We start from the raw sequence: 24,172 nt of genomic DNA on the forward strand, positions 1-24,172 counted from the left end.
GCGGGGTGGCACGTGTACGCACGGCGCGGGAGTCCGGGGGCGGGGTGGTGGTCGGCCACGGGTGGCACCCGTCGTGGCCGGAGTCCGGACCGATCGCCTCGCCGGGGCTCCTGCTCCGGCACGCCATCAGGTGCCTTGACCCGCTCGAGGTCGGCATCCTGGCCGACAGTGCTCTGCACGAGGGCCTGCTGGACCAGGACGCGGTGGCCGCGCTGGCTGCGACTGGCTCCTCGTGCGGTCCACCGGGTCCTCGAGCGGACGACCGGCACGGCGGAGTCGGGGACGGAGAGCAAGGTCAGGCTCTTCCTGCAGCTCCACAACGTCAGCGTCACCCCGCAGGTGAAGATCCCGGGAGTCGGACGCGTGGACAACCTCGCGGGCCGACGATGGATCGTCGAGTGCGACAGCCGACAGCACCACACCGGCAAGGAGACGTACGCCAAGGACCGGGCGCGTGATCTGCGAGCCCTCGAGCTGGGCTACTTCACGACCCGGCTCACCCACGCGATGGTCTTCGCCGGGTGGTCGAGGACATCGGCCACCCTGGTGCAGGTGATCAGGTCAGGTCGGCACCTGGACCCACCGGATCGCTGGGCCCTCTGACCATGGTTGTGGGTTGAACCGGTAGCCCTGGGCGCCGGCGGCCCGTGGGGGAGGCTCGCCGGCAGGCTGGGCTACCACTTCAACACACCATCAGCGGGGACCAGGGCCCCTCAGGCGTCAGGAGCCAGCCGAGCGAGCACCTCGTCGTGGAGCAGCCCGTTGGTGGCGACGGCATTGCCGCCCCAGGGGCCGGGCGTGCCCTCGAGCGAGGTGAACCGGCCCCCGGCCTCCTCGACGATCGCGACGAGGGCGGCCATGTCGTAGACCTCGAGCTCGGGCTCGGCGGCGACGTCGACCGCGCCCTCGGCCACGAGCATGTAGGACCAGAAGTCCCCGTAGGCGCGGGTGCGCCACATGTCGGAGGTCAGGTTGAGGAAGCTGCGCCCGCGGCCACCCTCGCGCCAGCCGTCGAGCGAGCTGTAGGACAGCGAGGCGTCGCCGAGCCGCCCGACGCGAGAGACGCCGATCTGCTTGGCCTGGGCGAGGGAGCGACCGCTCCACGCGCCGGCACCCTTGGCCGCCCACCAGCGCCGCCCGAGGGCAGGGGCGGCGACGAGACCAACGACGCAGTCCTCTCCGTCGACGAGGCCGATGAGCGTGGCCCAGACGGGCACGCCGCGCACGAAGTTCTTCGTCCCGTCGATCGGGTCGATGATCCAGCGTCGCTGCGACTCACCCGTGCTGCCGAACTCCTCGCCGAGGATCGAGTCGCGTCCGCGGGAGCGGGCCAGCTGCGCGCGGATGGCCTCCTCGCAGGACCGGTCGGCGTCGCTGACGGGGGTGAGGTCGGGCTTGGACTCGACGACGAGGTCGTCCGCCTGGAAGCGGGACATCGTGATCCGCTCGACCTGGTCGGCCAGCACGTGGGCCAGGCGCAGGTCGTCGGCGTAGGGGGAGGAAGCCATGCCGGTCAACGTACCCGGACCGCGGGGGTCGGGCGGTGTCAGCCCTGTGCTTCTTCGCCGGAGCGTGCTCGCAGCAGCCGACGAAGGGAGTCCAGCCGCAGCTCCCCGCCCGGCCCGGCGTGACCGGCCGCCACCCAGGCGTCGAGCGCGCAGTCGGGCTCGTCGTGGGAGCAGCCGCGCGGGCAGCCCCGGTCGGCGCCCTCGGCGAGCTCGGGGAAGTGCCCGATGATCCGGTCGGGCTCGACGTGGGCCAGGCCGAAGGACCGGATGCCGGGGGTGTCGATGATCCACCCCGCCGCGTCCGGGTCCATCTCCGCCTCCGTGGTGCGCATTTCCCTAGGCAAATGCGCGTCGGAGGGGTCGGGAGTGCGCATTTCCCTAGGCAGATGCGCGGGGAGGGGCGGCAGGCGCAGGCCGAGGGCGCTGGTCGAGGTGTGCCGCCCCCGGCCGGTGACGTCGTTGACGTGGCCGGTCGCCCGGTCGGCGTCGGGGCACAGCGCGTTGACGAGCGTGGACTTGCCGACGCCCGAGTGCCCGACAAGCACCGACGTGCGCCCGGCGAGGCGACCACGCAGCTCGGCGAGGCCTTCGCTCCCTTCGGTCAGCACGGACGTGACGACGTGGGGGACGTCGAGCGGGGCGTACTGCGCGAGGAAGTCCTCGGCCGAGGCGAGGTCGGCCTTGGTGAGCACGAGCAGCGGGTCCATGCCGGCGTCGTAGGCCGCGACGAGGCAGCGGTCGATGAGCCGGGGGGCGCGGCTCGGGGTCGGCGAGCGCGGCCACGACGACGAGCTGGTCGGCATTGGCGACGATGACCCGCTCGACCGGGTCGGTGTCGTCGGCGGTGCGCCGCAGGACCGTGGCCCGCTCCTCGATCCGCACGATCCGTGCGAGGGTGTCGGGCCGCCCGGAGGTGTCGCCGACCATGGCGACTCGGTCACCGACGACGACGGGGGAGCGACCCAGCTCGCGGGCGCGCATGGCGATGACGATCCGCTCGGGCAGGCCCTCGCCGGCGGGGACGAGCGTCGTCCAGCGCCCCCGGTCGACGGCCGTGACCCGGCCGACGATCGCGTCCTCGTGCTTGGGCCGCTCCTTGGTGCGGGGGCGGGAGCCGCGGCGGTTGGGGCGCACCCGGACGTCCGACTCGTCCCAGCTGCGCGCGGACCTGGCCATCAGCCCTCCGTGGCCTCGAGCATGCCGTCCCACAGGTGGACGAACTGCGGCAGCGTCTTGCCCACCGTCGCCGGGTCCTCGATGACCGTGCCCGGGGCGCGCAGCGCGAGCAGCGCACCGGCCATGACCATGCGGTGGTCGGCATAGGTGTGGAAGGTGTTGGGGCGCAACGGTGCCGGGTCGATCCGCAGCCCGTCCTCGAGCTCGGTGACCCCGACGCCCAGGCCACCCAGCTCGCGCGAGAGCGCCGCGATCCGGTCGGTCTCGTGGCCACGGATGTGCGCCACGCCGCGGATGATCGAGGGCCCGTCGGCGCACGCGGCGAGGGCCGCGACGACGGGGGTCAGCTCGGCTGCGTCGTGCAGGTCGACGTCGATGCCGCTGGGGCGGCCGTCGCCGGCGACGGTGAGCGTGCGGGAGTCGAGGCTGACCTCGGCGCCCATCTGGTCGAGGACGTCGCGGATCATGTCGCCGGCCTGGGTGGTGTGCCCGGGCCAGTCGGGGACCGACACCCGGCCGCCGGCGACGAGCGCGGCGGCGAGGAAGGGCGCGGCATTGGACAGGTCGGGCTCGACGGTGACGTCGAGCGGCAGCAGCTCACCGGGCTCGACCCGCCAGGTGTTGGCCTCGGAGTCGTCGACGGCTGCGCCGGCGTCGCGCAGCGCCTCGACCGTCATCTCGATGTGCGGGAGCGAAGGGAGCGGCTTGCCGTCGTGCACGACCGTCACGCCCTCGTCGAAGAGTGAGCCGGCGAGCAGCAGGGCCGAGATGAACTGGGAGGACGCGGAGGCGTCGAGCACGACGCGCCCGCCGCGCACGGAGCCGGTGCCGTGGACGACGAAGGGGAGCGTGCCTCTCCCTTCGTCCTCGACGGTGACGCCGAGGTCTCGCAGCGCGTCGATGATCGCGGCCATGGGCCGCACCCGCGCGTGCTCGTCGCCGTCGAAGGTCACCGGAGCGCTCGCGAGCGCCGCGACCGGCGGCAGGAAGCGCATGACGGTGCCGGCGAGGCCGCAGTCGACGGGCCGGCCGCCGCGCAGGGTGGCGGGGGTGATGATCCAGTCGGGGGGAGCCGCCGGTCGAGGTGGCGTCGTCGACGCCGGCGCCGAGCTGGCGCAGGGCCTGGGCCATGAGCTCGGTGTCGCGGGAGCGAAGGGGGCGACGCAGCCGCGAGGTGTCCGACGCCAGGGCGGCGAGGACGAGGTATCGGTTGGTGAGGGACTTGCTCCCCGGCAGCGTCACGGTCGCGTCGAGGCGACCGGACGCTGCCGGGGCGTGCCAATCAGGACTGGTCATCGCGGGTCAGGACACCGCACTTTTCGCCTGGAGGGCGGCCAGCTTGGCCTCGCGGGCCGCTGCCTTGCGGGCCTGGCGGGCGGTGCGCTCGACGCTCTCGCCGGCGAGCTTGGCGCGGTAGGCGACGCCGGGCTTGCCAGCGGTGTCGACGGCGGCGAGCAGCAGGCCACCCATGAGGCTGACGTCCTTGATGAACTGGGTGATCTTGCCGGCCTTGGCCTGCGGGTCGGACTCGGCCCAGAAGTTGTGCGTGGCCGTCGTTGGGACCATCGTCCCGAGCAGGAGGGTGGAGGCCAGGCGCGGAGCCTTGCCGGTGGCGAGGAGCGCGCCGCCGGCGACCATCGCGGCACCGTTGGCGCGCACGAGCAGCTCGGTGTCGTCGGGCAGCTGGGTCTTGGCCGCGAGCGGCTTGGTGACCGGCTCCGCGGCGGGGGCGTGGGCGGCGGGGAAGCGCAGTGCGTTGATCCCGCCCCAGATGAAGATGCCGGCGAGCATGGGTCGGGCGATGCGACGAACGATCATGGGTGATGCTCCTTGTCGTCGTGGGTGCGTCGGGAGGTTCCCGACGGTACGTCCCTACCGTAGTCGCCGCCGAGGCCTAGGCTCGAGGCGTGTGCGGACGTTATGCGGCCACGGCCAACCCGGATGACCTCATCGAGGAGTTCGAGATCGACGCGGACCGGACGGGTGACCCGTCGCGCTCGATCCTCAAATCCCCGCAGGACCCGCCGCCGGGGACCCCTGACTACAACATGGCGCCGACGAAGCAGGCCCCGGTCGTCCTCACCCGCGTGCCGAAGGGGGGCCCTTCGAGGCTCGGGCCCGGGGGCCCTCGCACCTCAGGAACCGGGGGTGGGGGTGCGTCAGCTGCGGCTGCTCACCTGGGGTCTCGTGCCGTCGTGGGCGAAGGAGACCAAGGTCGGCCTGCGGATGACCGATGCCCGCGCGGAGACGGTGCTCGACAAGGCGGGCTTTGCCAAGGCGGCGGTCGCGCGGCGGTGCCTCGTGCCGGCGGCGGGCTGGTACGAGTGGCAGGTCTCGCCGGTGGCGACGGACAGCAAGGGCAAGCCGCGCAAGCAGCCCTTCTTCATCCACCGCGAGGACGGGCAGCCGATCGCCTTTGCGGGGTTGTACGAGTTCTGGCGGGACCGGACAGTGGTCGACAACGACGACCCGCAGGCGTGGCTGGCGACCTTCACGATCGTCACGACGGCGGCCGACCCGGGCATGGACCGCATCCACGACCGGCAGCCGCTGGTGCTCGAGCGGGAGGACTGGTCGCGCTGGCTGGACCCGGGGCTGACCGACCCGGCCGAGGTGGGGGAGATGCTCGCCTTCGCGCAGCCGGGTCGCTTCGCGGCCTACCCGATCTCGCCGGCGGTGGGCGCGACGCGCAACAACGGGCCGGGGCTGCTCGAGCCGCTGCCGGCGTCGGAGCTGGTCGGCGTCGTCGACCCGGAGACAGGAGAGGTGATCAACGGTGGTTGACGCGACCACGGAGGTGTCCACGCAGCAGGGCCCGGCCAGGGTCCACCTCACGCCGGCGAAGGGGGAGCCGCGCGGCTCCCTGCTGCTCACCCACGGGGCGGGCGGCGGCATCGGTGGCGTCGATCTCGTCGCGATCGAGGCGACCTTGCCGCAGCACGGGTGGCAGGTGGTGCTCGTGGAGATGCCGTGGAAGGTGGCCGGCAAGAAGGTCGCCCCCATGCCCCCGAAGCTGGACGCGGCCTGGCGCGAGATCGTCCCGGCGGTGCGCGGGCAGCTGCACGAGCGGGTGGTCTTCGGTGGGCGCAGCGCGGGGGCTCGGGTGTCGTGCCGGCTCGCGGTGGAGATGGGGGGCGGCGGGCGTGCTGGCGCTGAGCTTCCCGCTCATCCCGCCGGGCAAGGGCGAGGAGGCTTCGCGCATCCACGAGCTGGTCCCGCCGGTCGAGGCGGGGCTGCCGGTGCAGGTCGTGCAGGGTGCCCGGGATGCCTTCGGCTCGCCGGCGAAGGTCCTCTCCCGGCTGCGGCGCGAGCTCGGCGACCGGGCGGACGAGGTCCTCGCCGAGCAGGTGCGGGTCGACGAGGCGCCGGGCACCCATTCCTTCACCGATGGTGACGCGGTGGCGGCCGCGGTCGTCGACTTCTGGGCCCCCGGCCCCTGAGGAGGAGGCCGTCCACGGCCCCCCGGTCCCTGCCCTTCGAGACGGCGCTGGCGCGCCTCCTCAGGACCCGGAGCGAGGCCGCCTGCGGCCGACGTCTCCCCTCCGGTCCCTGAGGAGCGAGGCCGTCCACGGCCGAGCGTCTCGAAGGGACGTCACCCACATCCCTTCGAGACGGTCGCGGGGCGACCTCCTCAGGGAGCAAGTGAGACAGCACCGGTCCCTGAGGAGCGAGGCCGCCTGCGGCCGAGCGTCTCGAAGGGACGTCACCCCACCTCCCTTCGAGACGGTCGCGGGGCGACCTCCTCAGGGAGCGAAAGTCTCCACTCCGGTCCCTGCCCTTCGAGACGGCGCTGGCGCGCCTCCTCAGGACCCGGAGCGAGGCCGTCCACGGTCGACGTCTCCCCCCGGTCCCTGAGGAGGAGGCCGCCTGCGGCCGAGGTCTCCCCTCCGGTCCCTGAGGAGCGAGGCCGCCTGCGGCCGAGCGTCTCGAAGGGACGCCATCCATCTCCCTTCGAGACGGTCGCAGAGCGACCTCCTCAGGGAGCGGGGGTAAGTCGCGGGGCGACCTCCTCAGGGAGCGGGGGGTAAGTCGCGGGGCGACCTCCGCAGGGAGTGGGGGGTCAGCGGCCGAGGGCGAGCAGGATCGCGAGCACCTCGTCGGGGTCGGTGAGGCGCTCGCCGTAGAGGTCGCGCACCTGGTTCATCCGGTAGCGCACGGTCTGCGGGTGGACGTGCAGCGTCTCGGCGACGAGCTCACGGCGCCCCTGCAGCAGCAGCCAGGCGCGCAGCGTGTCCTGGAGCCGCGCGGCGGTCTCCTCCGGCAGCCCGGCGAAGGGAGCCAGCGCCGCCTCGCGCAGGTCGGCCAGCGCCTCGGGGTCGGCGTGCAGCACGAGCTCCGGCAGCACGGCGTCGGTGTCGACGACCCCGGGCAGGTGCAGCTCGGCGGCGGCGAGGGCGCGGGTGTACGACCCGGCGACCCCGGCCCAGGGGCGGGCGGGGCCGACGGTGGCGGCGTGGCCGTCGAGGATCTCGAGCAGACGGGCCCGTGAGCGACCGCCGCTGTCGGGCACGAGCAGGACGGACTGGTCGGGGCCGGCGCCGGGGAGGTCCTCGGCGAGGGTGAGGGTCCGCGGGTCGAGCATGCCCGCGGTGGTCAGGAGGCGCTGGCGGTCGACGAGCACCGCGGTCAACGTGCGCGGGGGGACCCAGTCGGCGGCGGTGACGGCGTCGTCGAGGGCGGCTTCGGACAGCCCGGTGAGCAGGCCGCGGGTCAGGCGGTCGAGGTGGACGAGGCGCTCGCGCTCGGCGCTGCTCGTCTGCTGGTTGTGACCGGCGACGGAGGCGGCCGACAACTCATCGATGTAGGTGAAGACCAGCTCGGCGAAGCGCCCCAGCGTCGCGGCGTCCACCCCGGCCGCGACCGCCTCGACGGACAGCTCCCGCCACGCGGCGCTCGCGCCGACGCGGTAGGCCGACAGCAGCGCCTCGACCGGCCGCCCCCCGCTTGGCCTCGGCCTGCCCGAGCTCGCTGGCAGCGGCGACGCCGACCCCGACCGGGGCCGTCTTGGGCGCGGTCCCGGAGGCCAGCCCGACGAAGCTCGCGAGCGAGACCTGCACCGCCCGCTCGATGATCTTGCCCATCCGCCCCTGGAAGGGCACGTCGTAGGCCGGCACCTGCTGCATGACCTCGGCGACGACGACCGAGGCCACGCGCGGCAGCTGGGCGCGAAGGGCGGCGACCGTCGCCTCGTCGAGGACCAGCCCGGCCGCCTGCCGGGCCGTGCGGCCCGGGCGTGCGGCCCGGCCTGTCGGCCCTGTGCTGTCCACGGCCACGGTCACTCCCTTCGTCCGCCGCCCGGGCACCCAGCCCGCATTTCCCTAGGGGAATACGCAGGCCTTGTCCCGAGCGAACAAATCTCCGGCTCGAACCTTACTCATCAAGGACAGCGTTTGGTCCCGGTTGACCCGGGAGGATGGAGGCATGACAGCAACTGCATCCCGTCCTCGGACCGGGAAGGGCACCCGTTCGCTCCGCGACACCGCTGCCCGCATCGTCCAGGGCCTGGCCACGCCAGTCGTGCCGGACGACTACCTCGACCTCTTCGCCCCCCTTCGCTCCGGGGCCGACCTGCGCGGCCGCATCGTCGCGATCACCCCCGAGACCCGCGACGCCGCGACGATCACCATCCGCCCCGGCCGCGACTGGCAGGGCCACGCGCCCGGCCAGTACATCCGCGTCGGCGTCGACGTCGACGGCGTGCGCCACTGGCGCGCCTACTCGCTGACCTCCGACACGAGCGCCCGTGACGGCCTGATCTCGATCACGGTCAAGGCGATGCCCGACGGCCTCGTCTCCCAGCACCTCGTCCACCGCGCCACGCCCGGCACGATCATCCAGATCGACCAGGCCAGCGGGGACTTCGTGCTGCCGCAGTCGGTCCCGGCGAAGGTCCTCTTCCTCACCGGTGGCTCCGGCATCACGCCCGTCATGGGCATGCTGCGCAACCACGACTTCGACGGTCTCGACGTCGTCCACGCCCACTCCGCGCCGACGGCCGACGACGTGATCTTCGCCCGCGAGCTCGCCGACGCGCCGACCGGCGTGCGCGCCATCGTGCGGCACACCGACGACGAGGGCATGCTCACTCCCGACCAGCTCGACGAGGTCGTCCCCGACTGGCGCGAGCGCGAGACGTGGATCTGCGGGCCGACCCCGATGCTCGACGCCTTCGAGGCGCACTACGCCGCGCACGGCCACACCGAGCTGCTCCACGTCGAGCGCTTCCGCCCGAGCATCGTCGAGGCGGGCGAAGGGGGCACCGCCTCCCTCCGCGTCGGCCAGGAGACCACCACGCTCGCCCTCGACGGCGGCACCACCATCCTCGACGCCGCCGAGGACGCCGGCGTCCTCATGCCGAGCGGCTGCCGCATGGGCATCTGCTTCGGCTGCGTCCTGCCCATGACCGACGGCTCCGTGCGCGACCTGCGCACCGGCGAGCTGACCACGACCACTCCCGACGACCCCGCGGTCAAGGTGCAGACCTGCATCTCCGCGGTCGCCGGCTCCTGCACGATCGAGACGACGGAGAGCTGACATGACTGCCACCCTCGAGCGCCCCACCCGCACCACCGACGCCCGCATCACCGGCGGCCGGTCCGAGGTCGTCCACACCCGCGTCAATGCGAGCGACGACCCGATCGCCCACCTGACCCCCGAGGACATCGAGGAGATCGGGCGCGAGCTCGACGAGATCCGCGCCTCGGTGATGGACGACCTCGGCGAGGCCGACGCCCGCTACATCCGCCGGATGATCTCCACCCAGCGCTACCTCGAGATGGGTTCGCGGGCGGTGCTGCTCTTCAGCGGCAACCCGATCGCCTGGGTCGCCGGCACCGCTGGCCTGAGCGTCGCCAAGATCCTCGACAACATGGAGATCGGGCACAACATCATCCACGGCCAGTGGGACTGGATGCGCGACCCCAAGATCCACTCGTCGGTGTGGGAGTGGGACAACGTCACCCCCGCCGACCACTGGAAGAACAGCCACAACAAGGTCCACCACACCTACACCAACGTCGTCGGCCACGACAACGACCTCGGCTACGGGATCATGCGGGTCGACGACGCCCAGAAGTGGTACCCCGCCTACCTCGCGCAGCCCCTGCTCAACTTCGTCAACGCGACCTTCTTCGAGTACGGCATCGCCGCCTACGACCTCGAGCTCGGCGCCAACTGGAAGACGCGCCAGGACAACCCGCAGTGGCAGGCCGAGGCCAAGCAGGTGGTCAACAAGATCAAGAAGCAGGCCGCGAAGGACTACCTGCTCTTCCCGCTGCTGTCCGGCCCCAACGTCGTGTCGACCCTTGCCGCGAACTTCGTCTCCAACATCGTGCGCAACTACTGGACGCACTCGGTCATCATGTGCGGCCACTTCCCGGCGGGGGTCAAGACCTTCACCAAGACCTCGATCGACGGGGAGACCCGCGGTGAGTGGTACCTGCGCCAGATGCTCGGCTCGGCCAACATCTCGGGGTCCAAGGCGATGCACATCGCGACGGGCAACCTCAGCTACCAGATCGAGCACCACCTCTTCCCGGACATGCCGAGCCGCCGCTACCAGGAGATCGCGCCGCGCATCCAGGCGCTCTTCGACCACTACGGCCTCGACTACGTCACCGGCCCGCTGCACCGCCAGGTCGCCTCGGCGTGGAGCGAGATCATCCGCCTGTCCCTGCCCAACGACACCTCGCTGCGGCAGACGGTCCACATCCTGCGGACGAAGGGGATGAAGGGCCTCAAGGCGCGCGCCCGCGCCACCCGCCCGCGCGTGGCCGGCTGACCCGTCCGTGTCGCCTCCCGTGGTCGGTGGCCGGTCCCCGTAGGACGTGCTTCGACACCCCCACGGGTGGTACGACGCCGGCCGTGCGCGATCGGGGCTCTGGAAAGTAGTGGGTGTGGTGACACCGACCGCAGGAGCGAGGATAGGCTCCTCACGAGCGGACTCAGGTATCCGCCCACCCGACATGGAAGGAGTACAGCAATGAGCACGGTTCACGCGGCGAGCACTCCCAGCCGCCGTACGCTGGCGAAGGGGGCCGCGTGGGCCACGCCCGTCCTGACCGCCGCCGCACTGGCTCCGTCCGTGGCGGCGAGCAAGGAACCCCTTCGGACGATCGTGCCCCTCAGCGCTCCTTTTGATGTCGCGCGCTGCTCGACGATCACCGGTGTGACCTTCGAGGCGAGGGACGACCAGGGGCCAGCGGCGGTTGGTGGTCGAGTCACGGTGACCTTGCCTCCCGGGTTGGTCTTCACCAGCGGAGGCCAAGCGGCTGTCGTGACGGTCGCCACTGGAGGTGTGGTCGGGGTGCCGCCGTTTCGGGCCCTCGGAGCGGCTGGAAGTTATGCGATCTCGGCAACCTATGGTGACGCCACCGCGACATCCAGCGGCACGGTGACCCCTCCTCCGGGAGCGGTGACCGAGTTCCGGGGCACCTTCACCGGCAGCGGCAACCCGACGACCTCCGTTGCCTCGGTGAGCGGGATCACCGCGGGCACGGTCGGTGCCGTCTCCGGAGACAACAAAAACCATCGCAACGGTGCCATCGTCGAAAACGGGCGTGTGCGTCTGTGGGGCAACAACGGCAACGGTACGGCTGCTGCTCCCACCACTCTGCAGGTTTCGGGCAGCCCCCTCACCGGCATCACTGCGGTGGGCACCTTCACGCTGGACGGTTCATCCGACGTGACCGGGGGCATCGCGGCGGGGGGCCGACGGGGCCAGCATCTACCAGTGGTACGGCTCCAGCACCACCACAGCGCCTACTGTTCGCACAGTCACGGGGGTTACCGGCACCGTCGTCCAGGTCGAGGCCCACAACGGATATTGCTATGTCCTGACGACTGCAGGAGTCTATTTTTGGGCAACGGCGACGAGTGGCACCGCCGCCATCACGGCGTCCGGGCCGATTGCGGGCACCGCCGGTGCCAGTGTCATGTCGACATACGCGCCGACCGCAGGCAGCACAGCAGTACACGGCGGGGCCGTCGTCCTCGAGGGCCAGCTCAAGTCCTGGACCATCACCGGCACGGCAACCGGTCGTGCAGCCAACGTCACCGGTGACGGGGCCAACAGCGTCGCGTCTGTCGTTGCCACGAGCGCTGGACTGCTCGCCTTGACCACCAATGGCGAGATGTACACGCAGGGCCCGGCCTTCAACAACGCCGGGACGCCGGGACGGACCGCGTGGACACGACGTGCGACCGGCGTGTCGCAGATCTCGGCGTGGGGAGTGGGTAGCTACTTCGGTGGTACGTACATCAGCCAAGGTGTTGTCCACCAGACCTTCGCCTTTACCGCCAACGCCTACACCGACAAGCTCGTCGGCGACATGGGTGGCAAGTCGTTCGTCCAGACCTACGCGGCCGACGGGACCTACATGGCTCTGGCCTCGGATGGCACCGTCTACTACTGGTACAAAAACAACGACACTCTCGGAAGCGCCAACCCCAAGGCCACAGCGCTGCAGGGTGTGCGCAACGCGGTCGATCTGAACGTGTGGGCGTATCACGCAGACACGAACTTCTACGGTGGTGGCTACGTCATCACCGCGGGAGCCTGCACCTGATCTCGTCGTGGGTCGCACCGCGCCTCATTGTCGAGGCGCGCAGCATCGCGTCCACGGTCGTTCCCTGTGGCACGGCTGAACCCGTGAGGACACGTCCAGGACGCGGAGTCCGCTGAGGACGCAGACCAACCGTCAGGCCGGGTACCCCTGGGGGTTGGCAGACTGCCATCGCCAGGTATCGGCGCACATGTCCTCGATGGTGCGCGTCGCCCGCCACCCCAGCTCGGCCTCGGCGCGGGTCGGGTCGGCGTAGACGGTGGCGAGGTCGCCGGGGCGGCGGTCAACCACCTCATAGGGCACCGGGCGGCCGCTGCCGGCCTCGAAGGCCGCGACCATCTCGAGCACGGACGTCCCGGTGCCGGTGCCGAGGTTCCACTCGCGCACGTGCGTGTCAGGGTGGGCAGCGAGGTACTCGAGGGCGGCGACGTGACCCGCGGCGAGGTCCTCGACGTGGATGTAGTCGCGCAGCGGGGTCCCGTCCGGCGTGGGGTAGTCGTCGCCGTAGACCTGGAGCCGCTCCCTTCGCCCCACCGCGACCTGCGCGATGAAGGGCATGAGGTTGTTGGGGATGCCCTGCGGGTCCTCGCCGATCGTCCCCGACGGGTGCGCACCGACCGGGTTGAAGTACCGCAGCAGCGCGACCTGCGTCGTGCCGGTCGCGGCGACGTCGCGCAGGATCTGCTCCTGCATCACCTTGGTCCAGCCGTACGGGTTGGTCGCCCCCGTCGGCAGGTGCTCGGGCACCGGGACGGTTGTCGTCGCCCCGTAGACGGTCGCCGACGACGAGAAGACGAGGGTGCGCACCCCGTGCCGCTCCATCGCCCGCAGCAGTGCGAAGGTCGTGCCGAGGTTGTTGTCGTAGTACTCGAGCGGGATCTGGCTCGACTCGCCGACCGCCTTGAGCCCGGCGAAGTGGATGACGGCGACCTCAAAGCCCCCTTCGGCCAGGACCGCGGAGGTCTTGTCGGCATCGCGCAGGTCGAAAGCATGGCTCTCGATCGGCGTGCCGGTGAGCTCCTCGAGGCGCGGCAGGACGCTCGGGCGGGAGTTGACGTGGCTGTCGACGACGACGGGCGTGTGCCCGGCGGCGACGAGCTGGACGACGGTGTGGGAGCCGATGTAGCCGGCTCCGCCGGTGACGAGGACGCGCATGACGTCAGACTAGAGCGGTCACCCTTCGGCGGAGATGTGGCGCACCTGTGTGACCTCTGTCCACGACCCGTCGTCGCAGATCGTCGTGATGCGCTGCATGATCGTCGCCCGCAGCTGCGGGGGAGCGGGCTCGCAGGCGCAGGATCGCTGGACGAGCTCGCGCAGCACCTGGTCGAGGTCGTGCTCGGCGAGACAGGGGGCGCAGCCGGCGAGGTGCTGGGCGAGGGCGCGGGTGTCGTCGGGCGCCATCTCGCCGTCGAGGTACTCCATCATCCGGTGCAGCGCTGCGGAGCAGTCCATGTGCGCGTCGGCGGGGCTCATGCCGTGGTCTCCTTCGCGCTGGCGACGCCGCGGTCGGCGGCGTAGTCGGTGAGCTTTTCGCGCAGCTGGCGGCGGCCACGGTGCAGCCGCGACATGACGGTGCCGATGGGCGTGCCCATGATCTCGGCGATCTCCTTGTAGGCGAAGCCCTCGACATCGGCGAGGTAGACCGCCATGCGGAAGTCCTCGGGCAACTCCTGCAGCGCGCGCTTGACCTGGGTATCGGGCATGCGGTCGAGCGCCTCGACCTCGGCCGAGCGCAGGCCGCGGCTCGTGTGCTGCTCCGCCTTGTGCAGCTGGTAGTCCTCGACCTCGGGGGAGTCGGACTGCTTCGGCTCGCGCTGCTTCTTGCGGTAGGTGTTGATGTACGTGTTGGTGAGGATGCGGTACATCCACGCCTTGAGGTTGGTCCCCGGCTTGTACTGGTGGAAGGCCGCGAAGGCCTTGGCGTAGGTCTCCTGGACGAGATCTTCGGCGTCGGTCGGGTTGCGCGTGGTGCGCAGGGCGGCCGAGTAGAGCTGGTCGAGCAGCGGCATGGCTTCGCGCTCGAAGCGCGCGCGCCGCTCCTCGGTGGTCTCGTGGGCGACGTCGACGGAGGCGTCGGCCGCGGCCTGCGCGGAGGTCTCGTCGGTCGTGGGTTCAGTCATCGCGCTCCACCCTAGCGGGGTGGCGGTGCGCTCTCCGGCGTGCAGTACGAGCACCTGGACTCCTGTCCTTCGCGGCTGGTCTCCCGCTGTCCAACAGCCCGGCGGCCGCCCCCATTCCCGCCGGCGCGGGCGAGCCCTGCGCATTTCCCTCGGCAGATGCGCCGGTGGGTGGTGATTTCCCTAGGCAGATGCGCCGGTGGGTGGTGATTTCCCTCGGCAGATGCGGGCGAAGGGGGTGGGCCGGGCACGGCGAAGGGGGCCGCCCAGGTGGGCGGCCCCCTTCGTCACGGGGTGCTCAGGCGTTGGGCTTCTTGCCGTGGTTAGCGGCCTTGCCCTTGCGCGAGCGACGCTTGCGGGCGCGCTTGCTCATGGTGACTCCTTGCGTGCGTGGTCCCGCCGGCGGACCGGCGAGAGCTGGGACAAGGACGCATTGTGTCACGATCGGGTCAGAGACCGGTCCTTCGGGCTACTGCTGCGCCCCGAAGGGTGGCATCATGGGATCCGTGAAGAAGATCACTGCGCTGCTCGTCGGAGCGCTCCTCGCGTCCCTGTTCGCGGGTGGCCTGTTCCGCGCCAACTACGAGTGGGCGGAGGGGACCTCGACCTCGGACAACTGGGAGTGGGCGAAGCAGTCCGGCAATTGGGAGTGGGCTGACGCCGGCGACAACTGGGAGTGGGCCGCACCCGGGTCTGACTCGGTGTCGTCCCAGGCCTGACCGCCACTGACGGGTCGGCCAGCTTTGGCCGGTCCACCCACCTCTACGTCACGGTCGTCACGGCTGCCGCCGTGGCGGCCTTCGTGCTGGCACTCGTCGTCAGCGGTCCGCCCGACAAGTGGGCGTGGACCACGGCCCTGCTCGTCGTCGGAGCCGTCGCCGGCCTGAGCCGCCCGCCCGCGATCGGCTCGATCCGCGTCTCGGTCTCGGGCATCGTGCAGATCGCCGCGATCCCGCTCGTCGGCCCCGTGGGCGCAGCCCTCGTCGCGGCCGTGCCGGGGCTCGTGCGCCGCAGCAGCCCGGTCAAGGACCTCTTCAACACCGCGCAGCGCGTGCTGCTCGTGCTCGCAGGTGCCGCTGCCTACGGCCTCGTCGGCGGCGCGCAGCTCACCTCGAGCCCGAGCACCAATGCGTGGGTGCTGTGGCTGCACATGATGGTGGCGGCCCTGGTCGCGGCACTGGCCAACACGGTGCTCCTGGCCGGGGTCCTCCAGCTGAGCAGCGCCGGCTCGCTGCGCGTCATCACCGCCGACCTGCTGCGCCAGGTCATCCCCGACTACGCGAGCTATCTCGTGGCCGGCTATCTGCTGACGATCCTGTGGGCGCCGGCGGGGCTGGGCTGGATGTCGATCTTCTTCTTCCTCCCGTCGCTGCTCGTCATCCAGTGGGGGCTGCACCAGCACGCGAGCGAGTGGGCGACCCGCCACGACATGCTCACCCCCTTTGTCGCAGCCCTCGACATCCGCCGCCCCGGCGCCGCCGAGGAGGCGCGCCTCGCCTCGGGCGCGGCCCACGCGGTCGCCACGGGGCTCGGCCTGTCGCCGGCGCTCGTGGACCGCATCGCGACGGCCGCGCGGCTGCGTGACGTCGGCATGCTCGCGCTCGACGGGGCGGCGCCGGCGATCGTGCGGCGCGACCACTCGCTGGCGGCGCGCGAGGTCGTGGGGTCGGTGACCTTCCTCGGGCCGACGCTCGACCTCGTCGACGGCCACCACGAGCGGGTGGACGGTCAGGGTCACCCCCTCGGGCTCGTCGGCGGGGAGATCCCGCTCGGTGCGCGGGTCCTCGCCGTCGCCGACACGTGGGCCCACCTGCGGGCCGAAGGGTGGTCCCCCCGTGACGCCGTCGACCACTGCGAGGCCGTGGTCGGGCAGAGCCTCGACGAGTCGTGCGTCGCGGGGCTGCGGCGGGCCCTCGAGCGTGACCAGCTGCCGCAGGTGACGTCGTGAGGCTCGCTCAGCGGTTGCGGCCGGGGCTGACCCTCTTCGGGGTGGCGGTGCTCCTCGGGTCGATGGCGGCCGTCCAGGCGGACATCACGGAGCCGATGGTCACGCCCTTCGCCGTCGCGGCGGTCTTCGCGATCGTCATCGGCGAGCAGGTGCCGATGCAGTTCTCCCAGCGGGTCATCGCGCCGTTGACGACCGCGCCGGCGCTCGGGCTGATCCTTGCCCCGCTCGGTGCCTCCTCCGGTGAGGTGCCGAGCGCGTGGACCGTCCTCGCCGTCATCTGGCTGAGCATCCTCGTCGGCGGCCTCGTCGCCCGGGTGCGTGGGCGCTCGGTCGTCGAGGGCTCGCTGGGGTCACGATTCCTCGGCATGGCTGTGACGACGGCGCTGGCGCGGGGGGTGTCCGTCGACGGTCAGACGCTCGTCGACTGGGCCTTTGCCGCGCACGTCCACCCGGCGCTCGGCGCGCTCGGTCTCATGCTCGCCGCGCTCATCGGTGGCCTCGCCGAGCGGGTGCTCGACAACGTCGTCGCGTGGCTCGGGCAGGGGCAGCGCCTCGCGCACATCGTCGCCGCGGAGGTCGGCCCGATCACGGGCATCTCGGTGTCGACGGTGGCGACCGGTCCGCTCATCGCCCTCGCCACGCCGGTGCTCGGTTGGGCCGCGATCCCGCTGCTCATCGTCCCGGTGCTCGTGACCTATCTCTCCGTCCGGCGCCTGGTGAGCACCCGGCAGTCGCTCGACGAGTCGCTGCTCGCGATGTCGCGGCTCAGCGAGGTCGTGGGGCGGACCCGGTCGGCGCACGTGCGCCGGGTGGCGGACCTCGCGTGCGCCGTGGGGCACCAGCTGGGTCTCGACGCGGCCGGCATCCGTGACGTCGAGCGCACGGCGTTGCTCCACGATGTCGGGCAGCTCGGACTGAGCGAGCCGTTGCGGGGTGGGGCGACGCTCTACGCCGGTGACGGCGAGCAGGCCGAGATGGCGCAGGCCGTGACCCGGATCCTCGGCGAGACGCCCCAACTGGCGCGGCTCCTGCCGCTCGTCACCCAGGTGGGCACGCCCTTCCGCCGCACCCGCGAGTTCGGCGAGCACATCCCGCTGCCGAGCCGCATCGTGCGGGTGGCCAACGCCTGGGACGACATCACCGAGGGCGCACGCTCGCCCCGTGCCCAGGAAGTGGCGCTCGAGCGGCTGCACCTCGGTCTCGGCTACGACTACGACCCCGAGGTCGTCGCCGCGCTCGAGCGGACGCTCAGCGCGGGGTGAGCATCACGACGCGTCGCGCGTGACGTGGACCCAGAAGCCGGAGGACGTGCCGAAGCGCGCCCGGTGGCCTGACCACCGCACGTTGAGCGTCGTGCCGGTCTTGGTGTCGACGACGGGCACCCTGATCGTCGGGCTGCCGCCCGAGGCGCCGACGAGCAGCCCGCGGGATGCGGCGTACTCGTTCGCCGTGACCTGCACCGTGATGACCGGAGAGCTGTCGGTCGCCGTGATGACCACCCAGCCGCGGCTGTCGACGGAGACCCGCTCGATGCCGATGCAGGCGCGGTGGCTCGACCGCTCCGCCCGCGGGTAGCCGTCGGCCGGCAGGAGGATGTGGCACGAGGTGAGTGTCACGGACCCGGCCGGCACCGTCGCCGGGTGCGAACCACCGGACTGCCCGACGGCGACACCCGTGCCGACGGCGAGCGCGACGGTCGCGAGGCCCGCGACCCAGCCGGCGCGCCCCATCACATCGCCTCGCGGACGGCGGCGAACCAGACATTGGAGTTGGTGCTCGCCGCGAGCTTGTAGTCGGACGGTTTCGCCAGGTTGAGTCGCCGCTTGCGCTGGGTGTCGTAGAGCGAAAACGTCGCGTAGGTGCTGCTCGAGTCGGCCCCGACGATGATCCCGCGCATGGCGATCGTCTCGTCGGCGACGGCGGCCACGGACGAGGTGCGCCCCTTGTAGGGGTAGTAGAGCTGAATGCGCCCGTTGGGCGTGATCCGCAGCTTCGTCACGCCGACGCACGTGTGCGTGCTGTTGTGGTGCAGGTAGGGCCCGCGCTTCGGGTCGAGCCGGATGACGCAGCCGACGAACTGCGTCTCCGGGCCGACGAGCGCGGCACCCTCCGTGCTGGCCGTCTCGGGCCGAGCCGCGGCACTGCCCGCGGCGGCCACTGCCCCGAGCAGCAGGGCGGCTGCCGCCCAGGCTGTCAACTTCGTGCGGGCGCGCGCAGGCGCGCGCAAGATCCCCATCCCCATGGCATGTCCCCAGTCGTTCGTGGTCGTCCTGCGACCCGGCTGACCCGGTCGGGCCAGCACGGCAGGAAGATAGCGCACCACGACGGCGCGACACCACCTGACGGGGCGACACCACCTGACGGGCGAAGGGGCCCCTTTGCCCGTCAGCGCGGGGTGATCGACGCGCTCGTCTTCGCGCCCGCCGCGGAGCCGGTGCGCCGCGCGGTGACCCGCACGGAGATCCGCTGCCCGCGGTCGCCGAGGTTGAGCGTGTAGGTCTTGGCGGTCTTGCCCGGCTTGGCGACGCCGTTGCGGTACCACTGGTAGGCGTAGCCGTCGGGGCGCGGGGTCCACGACCCGACCATGGCGGTGACCTGGTGGCCCGCCCTGGGTGTGGGGGCGTGGATCCAGGGGCTGGCCGTGGCGTGCAGCGGCACGGCGGTGCGGGCGGAGGTCGAGGCAGTCGCGGTGCGGCCGGAGCGGCGGGCGGTCACGGTGACCGAGATGTTGCGCCCGGCGTCGGCGGTCGTCAGCCGGTAGGTGCGGCCGGTTGCGCCGGCGATGGCGGTGCCGTTGCGCTTCCACTTGTAGGTGTACGACGTCGGGGTGGGGGTCCATGTGCCGGTCGAGGCGGTGAGGGTGCGGCCGACGGCGCGGGTGCCGCTGATCCTGGGTACGGCGGTGGCGGTGAGGGCGGGCGGCTTGGTCGCGTTGTCGATACGCACGACCGCCTGCGTGGCGGTGGCCGACTCGGTGGTGACCCGCAGCCCGCCGTCACGGTTGGTGAAGGTCGTGCCGGCGCCGACCGCGACCCGGTTGTCCCGTCGGCCGGTGGGGGTGGCGTCGAGCACGACGGTGCTGGAGGTCGTGCCGAGGCGCAGCACCCGCACGCCGGTGTCCTGGCCGGAGGGGTTGCTCGCGTCGCGGCCGGTGGGGGTGCGGTACTCGACCCAGTAGCGCACGCGCGTCGTCGCGTCGGTGACGACGGCGGCGCGCACCCCGGTGCCGCCGGAGAGCGGTCGGAGGGTCACCCGCGTCGTGCCGAGGCCGACGGCCGTCGCGGCGGAGGGGGGCAGGATCCCGGCGATGAGGGCCTGCGGGGCCGAGAGCATCGGGGTGTCGTCCTGGGTGGAGGGGCCCATGATGTCGAGGGAGTCGCCGTACTCCTCCTCGCTGCACGCGCTCTCCCACATGCCGGTGTCGGTGAGGCGGCCGTCGGAGCGGGTGGCGCAGGTGAGCAGGTTGGCGTGCTCGAGCCCCATGTTGTGCCCGAGCTCGTGGGCGAGCACGGGCGTCGCCGTGTCGGAGACGTGCAGGATGCCACCGGAGCTCGTGGACAGGCCGATCTGCCCGTAGCCGTAGCCGCAGGTGCGATAGGTCGCCAAGGGCAGCTTGATGACGAGCGTCGCGTTGGCCCGGCCGTCGTAGCCGGTGCGGTCGGCGGCCTGGCTCCACAGGCGCAGCAGGTCGCTGCCGCTGCACGTGTAGGCGGAGGTGAAGTGCGCGGCGGTCGTCGGCGCCGCGATGCGCAGCTGCCCGTCGGACTGCTCGCTCCAGAAGGCGTCGGCGCCGGCCACCTGCCGGCGGGCGACGGTGGCGGTGACCGGCTCGCGGGTGGCACCGCGGGGGGTGACCTCGACGTAGGTGATGCGGCGGGTGCTCGGTGCCTGGGTGGCGCTCGCGGTGGTCGTGGCGACGACCTGGTCGACCTGCAGGGCGGGGGGCGCCGGGCGCGAGGGCGGCGTCGGTCGTGGCCTGGCCGAAGGGGGAGGACGCGGCCGCCGGCGTCCGGTCGGAGGCGTCGCGCAGCTGAGCGGGTCGCAGCCGGTGGCGGGCGGGCGTAGGCTCGCCGGTGGGGACGGTGAGGGTGCGGTCGGCGCTCGCGGCGGCGACGACGCTGTCGGGGGCGGTGACGTCGACGGTCACGGTGTCGCCTGGGGCGGCGTCGGCCAGGGGAGCGGGGTCGAGCGGCACGAGGCGGCCCTCGGCCCAGATGCCGACGAGCTGGCGGGTGCCCCCTTCGTCCGCGGTCTTGAGCAGGGGGCCGGTGAGGCGCACGGTGGCCTCGTCGGTGCCGCCCGGCTGGGCGCTGGCGCCGGCTGCCGCGGTGACGGTGAGGGCAGCGGTGAGCAGGGCGGGGAGGAGGGCGCGTGCGCGCATGCGGTGGGCTCCGGGTGGCAGGCGGCGGCACGGGGCCGCAGCAGGGTGGCTCGGGTGGTCCGGCGAAGGCCGGGGCGAGTGTCGTAGGGATGATGGTGACACCGACCGCCCATGATGGCACCCGCCGTGCGCCCAGCGGTCCATGCGTGACGCTCACCCTGACATCGCGTCGGGTCGTGGCTCAGGCCCGTCGTCGGGCGACGGAGCGGCTCTGGTTGGCGGCCCGGTGCCGCGCGGCGGCGAGGGTCCGCAGGGTGGAGGGCGACTCTCTCCCTTCGGCCTTGAAGGCACGTCGCATGGCCTGGAGGGAGGAAAAGCCGCACTCCTCGCTCAGCTCGGTCAGACCGAGGTCGGGCTGCTGACTGAGCAGGGCGACGGCCACCGAGACCCGCGTGGAGGTGATGCACCGGGTCACCGTCGTGCCGTTGTCGCGGAAGGCCCGGGAGAGGTGGCGCACCGAGACGGTGAAGGCGGCCGCGATCGTCTCGGGGCCGAGGTCGGTGTCGGCGTAGTGGTCGACGATGTGGTGCAGCGCTGCGGAGTAGAGGCTGTGCTGCTGGGCGCTCATCGGCCGCAGCCGGCCGTCGAGGACCAGGGCACCGAAGAGATCGCGCACCGTCCGGTCGAGCAGGTGCCGGGAGAAGGGGCCGGTCGGTGGCTCCTGCAGCAGGCTCGTCAGGACGCTCTCGGTCGTGCGCACGAGCGCCGGGTCGACGGAGGTGACCTGCTCCAGCCCCGGCGAGGCCTCGAGGATGCCTCGCCCTGCGGAGACGGAACGAAAGCTGGCGAGGTACAGGCGTGCCCCGTCGGGGACCTCGAGCAGGCCGGTGTCGAGGTCGACGAGCAGGGTGGCGCGGGGGAGGCGGGTGCTTGCCCCGGCTCGGCGCAGGAGGCAGGTCCCCTCGACGACGACGGCCATGGTCAGCGGGTGCCGCTCGCGGGTGGCGTCGACGGCGGTGGGGCCCGCCACGTGGCGCACCCGCAGATCGTCGGTGACGGGGCGCCACGTGCTCGCCGGTGCGGCGGTCTCCCCCCGGAGTGGCGCGTGGTGTGCGTCTAGGCTCATCCGGGCTCCCTCCGATCGACAGCGCTGCGTCCGATCCTGATCACTTCGTGTCCGAAAGTGATCGTATCGGGACACTGCCACCGGCCACGTCCGAACCTCGACGCCGTTGCGGTGCCACCCCGGCGGTGTGCGAGGATTGCTCTCGGCTCACCAGCCGCCCGTCGTGGCCTCACCCGGCCGCCGCAGGGCGCCCCTTGTCTGATCCCCGAGTTTGCCTGAGGTCTGTCTGCCGTGTCCGCGTCCGAGCCCACCACCACGTACGACCTGACTGCTGCGCAGTTCGTCGCCCACGAGGGTGGCAAGGTCGAGGTACGGGCGACGAAGCCGCTGCGCGACGAGGAAGACCTGTCGCTGCTCTACACCCCCGGTGTCGCGGACGTGTGCCTGGCGATCGAGCAGGACCCCGCGCTGTCGCGGGCCTACACCGCCCGCAACAACACCGTCGCCGTCGTCACCGACGGCACGGCCGTGCTCGGCCTGGGTGACATCGGCCCGCTCGCCGCGATGCCGGTCATGGAGGGCAAGGCGGTGCTCTTCAAGCACTTCGGTGGGGTCGACGCGATCCCCGTGTGCCTGGAGTCGGGGTCGGTCGACGAGCTCGTCGACGCGATCGCGCGGATGGCGCCGAGCTTTGGCGGCATCAACCTCGAGGACATCTCGGCGCCGCGGTGCTTCGACCTGGAGCGCAAGCTGCGCGAGCGGCTCGACATCCCCGTTTTCCACGACGACCAGCACGGCACGGCGATCGTCGTGCTCGCCGGGCTCATCAACGCCTGCCGGGTCGTCGACCGGGCCATCGGCTCGCTGAGCGTCGTCGTCAGCGGTGCCGGGGCGGCCGGTGTGGCCGTCACCCAGCTGCTGCAGCTGGCCGGCGTCACCGACATCGTCGTCTGCGACTCGCGCGGCATCATCGGCAAGCACCGCCACGACCTCGTGGCGCACAAGGAGATGCTCGCCGCGACGACCAATGTCACGGGCAAGACCGGCACGATCGGTGACGCGCTCAAGGGCGCGGACGTCTACATCGGCGTCTCGGGCGGCAACGTGCCGGAGGAGCAGGTCGCGGCGATGGCCGAGGGGCCGATGATCTTTGCCCTGGCCAACCCGACGCCCGAGGTGCACCCCGACATCGCGCACAAGTACGCGTCGATCGTCGCCACGGGCCGCAGCGACTACCCAAACCAGATCAACAACGTGCTCGCCTTCCCTGGCATCTTCCGCGGGGCTCTGGACGCCGGTGGCGTGCAGATCAGCGAGGAGATGAAGCTGGCCGCCGCCCGCGCCATCGCCGACCTCGTCGAGGAGCCGACGGCGGACAAGATCGTCCCGCCGGTGTTTCAGGAGGGTGTTGCCGAGGCTGTTGCCGCGGCGGTGGCTGCGCACGCTGGGTGAGGCGCCGAGTGCAGCTGCTCAGGGCCTACCGCAGTTGAGCGCCAACGACTGTCACCACTTCCCGTCATAATTGATGCCGAAGAGTCCTGGTGACGGGGCGAAGTTCCCCAGAGTGTCCGTGGACATGAACTGCCCGACCAGCCAATTCAATGTGTGTGCCGAACCGCCCGTCGTCTGACCTTCCGCACGCAAAGTCGTCGTCCGGGTGTTGCCGGACTGCTGCTGAACAGCGCTTTGGTAGATCGTCGCGCAGGCTGTCTGTTGTGTCGGATCGGTCAGGATCTCCGTGATCGCTGGAATCGCGTGGGTTACGTCGTCATTTACCCCGAATGACGTCATCTGAACGTCCGCGCGGTGAGTGGGCGTGAGGAACTCGTTGCGGATCCAGGTGACGAATCCGGCAGATCCATTTGGGGCGATGTTGTCTCTGATGGTCAGGGTGAAGTCGTTTCCGGTGATGATGGCATCTCCGGAAGGGGCCACCGCGGCAGTGCCTGCGGTGACGGCGGTCTTCCTGAATGTCCGCGTGGAGCTGCCTGTGACTGTGGTGCGCACGAATCTCACTAGGACCACCAAGGGGTTAGCCGCACTCGCGACGATGGTGGTCCCTCCCCGATTGACGAGTCGAAAGTCCACCGCCGTCCACGTGCCGCCGTCGTAGGAGTGGCCCGCGTCGCCGGTGTCCTGCTCGACCCGCAACGTCAGTGGAAGCGTTTGCGACGCCCGAGCGAGGGTGACCGCGTTGTTGATGTCCTGCTCGCTCGCCGGCGTGCACTCCAGCGTCGACGCCGCCACCCGAGGAGCGAGTGCGGCGGTCGTCAGAACCGGTGCAGCCCAGGCTGCTCCCTTCGCCACCTGCCGTCGACTCGGCCGCTGGGACGCAAGACTGTCATGGCTGGACAAGATTCCCCCAAGAATTAGCACAACACCACAAGGTGTCCGGTTGGGGCACATGGTAGACATAATGGCGCCATGGCGATAGCACAGATCCACGCACGATGGCGGACGAGCGCTGATG

At 71.7% G+C, this 24,172-nt stretch carries 24 protein-coding genes and 3 pseudogenes; 12 read left to right on the top strand and 15 right to left on the bottom strand.

Annotated features, from left to right (window positions below):
• The first annotated feature begins 168 nt into the window (after positions 1–168).
• Entirely contained in the window at positions 169–603 is a 435-nt protein-coding gene (locus B277_RS10235; RefSeq protein ID WP_007927937.1) for a hypothetical protein, read from the top strand.
• A 110-nt stretch (positions 604–713) separates the two neighbouring features.
• Here the strand turns inward: B277_RS10235 and hisN are convergent, their stop codons facing one another.
• The 4 genes and pseudogenes from hisN to B277_RS10255 all read right to left on the bottom strand — a co-directional run bounded on the left by hisN (position 714) and on the right by B277_RS10255 (position 4,502).
• A complete protein-coding gene (gene hisN / locus B277_RS10240; RefSeq protein ID WP_007927938.1) occupies positions 714–1,508 on the bottom strand; it encodes a histidinol-phosphatase in 795 nt (264 codons plus the stop codon).
• A gap of 38 nt (positions 1,509–1,546) precedes the next feature.
• Positions 1,547–2,684, bottom strand: a pseudogene (gene rsgA / locus B277_RS10245) (ribosome small subunit-dependent GTPase A).
• Positions 2,684–3,980: pseudogene (gene aroA / locus B277_RS10250) on the bottom strand (3-phosphoshikimate 1-carboxyvinyltransferase). The pseudogenes rsgA and aroA overlap by 1 nt, the downstream one beginning before the upstream one ends.
• Before the next feature lie 6 nt (positions 3,981–3,986).
• The gene (locus B277_RS10255; RefSeq protein WP_007927941.1) at positions 3,987–4,502 is read right to left on the bottom strand and encodes a DoxX family protein; all 516 of its coding nucleotides are present in this window, start codon (positions 4,500–4,502) and stop codon (positions 3,987–3,989) included.
• 330 nt (positions 4,503–4,832) lie between these two features.
• On the opposite strand from B277_RS10255, the gene B277_RS10260 reads away from it, so the two are divergent.
• Positions 4,833–5,468, top strand: a complete 636-nt coding sequence (locus B277_RS10260; RefSeq protein WP_007927942.1) for an SOS response-associated peptidase — start codon at positions 4,833–4,835, stop codon at positions 5,466–5,468.
• On the opposite strand, the gene B277_RS17515 is transcribed toward B277_RS10260, so the two are convergent.
• Positions 5,455–5,625, bottom strand: coding sequence for a hypothetical protein (locus B277_RS17515; RefSeq protein ID WP_156811773.1), 171 nt, complete (start codon positions 5,623–5,625; stop codon positions 5,455–5,457). The genes B277_RS10260 and B277_RS17515 overlap by 14 nt on opposite strands.
• On the opposite strand from B277_RS17515, the pseudogene B277_RS20335 reads away from it, so the two are divergent.
• Together B277_RS20335 and B277_RS17520 are read left to right on the top strand one after the other, a co-directional pair.
• Positions 5,602–5,715: pseudogene (locus B277_RS20335) on the top strand (hydrolase); the annotation flags it as partial. The gene B277_RS17515 and the pseudogene B277_RS20335 sit on opposite strands and share 24 nt — an antisense overlap.
• Positions 5,716–5,827: 112 nt before the next feature.
• Positions 5,828–6,124 (top strand): alpha/beta family hydrolase, encoded by a 297-nt coding sequence (locus B277_RS17520; protein ID WP_051988000.1) that lies wholly within the window; start codon positions 5,828–5,830, stop codon positions 6,122–6,124.
• Positions 6,125–6,744: 620 nt separating this feature from the next.
• Here B277_RS17520 and B277_RS10270 read toward each other — a convergent pair.
• Positions 6,745–7,659 (bottom strand): PucR family transcriptional regulator, encoded by a 915-nt coding sequence (locus B277_RS10270; RefSeq protein WP_476625116.1) that lies wholly within the window; start codon positions 7,657–7,659, stop codon positions 6,745–6,747.
• A 446-nt stretch (positions 7,660–8,105) separates the two neighbouring features.
• On the opposite strand from B277_RS10270, the gene B277_RS10275 reads away from it, so the two are divergent.
• The 3 genes from B277_RS10275 to B277_RS10285 all read left to right on the top strand — a co-directional run bounded on the left by B277_RS10275 (position 8,106) and on the right by B277_RS10285 (position 12,250).
• The gene (locus B277_RS10275) at positions 8,106–9,218 is read left to right on the top strand and encodes a ferredoxin reductase (RefSeq protein ID WP_040881319.1); all 1,113 of its coding nucleotides are present in this window, start codon (positions 8,106–8,108) and stop codon (positions 9,216–9,218) included.
• A gap of 1 nt (position 9,219) precedes the next feature.
• Positions 9,220–10,464 (top strand): fatty acid desaturase family protein, encoded by a 1,245-nt coding sequence (locus B277_RS10280; protein WP_007927949.1) that lies wholly within the window; start codon positions 9,220–9,222, stop codon positions 10,462–10,464.
• Positions 10,465–11,617: 1,153 nt separating this feature from the next.
• The gene (locus B277_RS10285) at positions 11,618–12,250 is read left to right on the top strand and encodes a hypothetical protein (protein ID WP_007927951.1); all 633 of its coding nucleotides are present in this window, start codon (positions 11,618–11,620) and stop codon (positions 12,248–12,250) included.
• Positions 12,251–12,382: 132 nt separating this feature from the next.
• Here B277_RS10285 and galE read toward each other — a convergent pair whose 3' ends face one another.
• The 4 genes from galE to B277_RS20340 form a co-directional block, all read right to left on the bottom strand.
• Positions 12,383–13,402, bottom strand: coding sequence for a UDP-glucose 4-epimerase GalE (galE, locus tag B277_RS10290; protein ID WP_007927953.1), 1,020 nt, complete (start codon positions 13,400–13,402; stop codon positions 12,383–12,385).
• Between the two features lie 18 nt (positions 13,403–13,420).
• A complete protein-coding gene (rsrA, locus tag B277_RS10295) occupies positions 13,421–13,723 on the bottom strand; it encodes a mycothiol system anti-sigma-R factor (protein WP_007927954.1) in 303 nt (100 codons plus the stop codon).
• On the bottom strand, positions 13,720–14,370 hold the full coding sequence (locus B277_RS10300) for a sigma-70 family RNA polymerase sigma factor (protein ID WP_007927956.1): 651 nt from the start codon (positions 14,368–14,370) through the stop codon (positions 13,720–13,722). Before B277_RS10300 ends, rsrA begins: the two co-directional genes overlap by 4 nt.
• Before the next feature lie 295 nt (positions 14,371–14,665).
• Entirely contained in the window at positions 14,666–14,740 is a 75-nt protein-coding gene (locus tag B277_RS20340) for a 50S ribosomal protein bL37 (RefSeq protein WP_370670776.1), read from the bottom strand.
• Between the two features lie 124 nt (positions 14,741–14,864).
• Between B277_RS20340 and B277_RS10305 the strand changes: the two genes are divergently transcribed.
• The 3 genes from B277_RS10305 (at position 14,865) to B277_RS10315 (ending at position 17,577) form a co-directional block, all read left to right on the top strand.
• Positions 14,865–15,086, top strand: coding sequence for a hypothetical protein (locus B277_RS10305; RefSeq protein WP_007927958.1), 222 nt, complete (start codon positions 14,865–14,867; stop codon positions 15,084–15,086).
• A 71-nt stretch (positions 15,087–15,157) separates the two neighbouring features.
• Entirely contained in the window at positions 15,158–16,315 is a 1,158-nt protein-coding gene (locus tag B277_RS10310; protein WP_007927960.1) for an HD-GYP domain-containing protein, read from the top strand.
• Positions 16,312–17,577 (top strand): HD-GYP domain-containing protein, encoded by a 1,266-nt coding sequence (locus B277_RS10315; RefSeq protein ID WP_128277368.1) that lies wholly within the window; start codon positions 16,312–16,314, stop codon positions 17,575–17,577. The genes B277_RS10310 and B277_RS10315 overlap by 4 nt, the downstream gene beginning before the upstream one ends.
• A gap of 3 nt (positions 17,578–17,580) precedes the next feature.
• Here B277_RS10315 and B277_RS10320 read toward each other — a convergent pair whose 3' ends face one another.
• The 3 genes from B277_RS10320 to B277_RS10330 all read right to left on the bottom strand — a co-directional run bounded on the left by B277_RS10320 (position 17,581) and on the right by B277_RS10330 (position 20,113).
• Positions 17,581–18,045, bottom strand: a complete 465-nt coding sequence (locus B277_RS10320) for a hypothetical protein (protein WP_007927964.1) — start codon at positions 18,043–18,045, stop codon at positions 17,581–17,583.
• Entirely contained in the window at positions 18,045–18,542 is a 498-nt protein-coding gene (locus B277_RS10325) for a hypothetical protein (protein WP_128277367.1), read from the bottom strand. The genes B277_RS10320 and B277_RS10325 overlap by 1 nt, the downstream gene beginning before the upstream one ends.
• Before the next feature lie 158 nt (positions 18,543–18,700).
• Positions 18,701–20,113: a hypothetical protein gene (locus B277_RS10330; RefSeq protein ID WP_007927968.1), complete on the bottom strand. Its 1,413-nt coding sequence runs from the start codon at positions 20,111–20,113 to the stop codon at positions 18,701–18,703.
• Positions 20,114–20,192: 79 nt separating this feature from the next.
• Between B277_RS10330 and B277_RS10335 the strand changes: the two genes are divergently transcribed.
• Positions 20,193–20,783 carry a hypothetical protein gene (locus tag B277_RS10335; protein ID WP_156811774.1) on the top strand — a complete coding sequence of 197 codons (591 nt, stop codon included), beginning with the start codon at positions 20,193–20,195 and terminating at the stop codon, positions 20,781–20,783.
• 94 nt (positions 20,784–20,877) lie between these two features.
• Here the strand turns inward: B277_RS10335 and B277_RS10340 are convergent, their stop codons facing one another.
• Positions 20,878–21,762, bottom strand: coding sequence for a helix-turn-helix domain-containing protein (locus B277_RS10340; protein WP_083853729.1), 885 nt, complete (start codon positions 21,760–21,762; stop codon positions 20,878–20,880).
• A gap of 231 nt (positions 21,763–21,993) precedes the next feature.
• Here B277_RS10340 and B277_RS10345 point away from each other — a divergent pair, with 231 nt between their 5' ends.
• Positions 21,994–23,154, top strand: a complete 1,161-nt coding sequence (locus B277_RS10345; protein ID WP_007927973.1) for an NAD(P)-dependent malic enzyme — start codon at positions 21,994–21,996, stop codon at positions 23,152–23,154.
• A gap of 51 nt (positions 23,155–23,205) precedes the next feature.
• Here B277_RS10345 and B277_RS10350 read toward each other — a convergent pair whose 3' ends face one another.
• On the bottom strand, positions 23,206–24,009 hold the full coding sequence (locus tag B277_RS10350) for a hypothetical protein (protein WP_156811775.1): 804 nt from the start codon (positions 24,007–24,009) through the stop codon (positions 23,206–23,208).
• Between the last annotated feature and the right edge of the window lie 163 nt (positions 24,010–24,172).

Source organism: Janibacter hoylei PVAS-1 (assembly GCF_000297495.1).
Classification (GTDB): domain Bacteria; phylum Actinomycetota; class Actinomycetes; order Actinomycetales; family Dermatophilaceae; genus Janibacter; species Janibacter hoylei.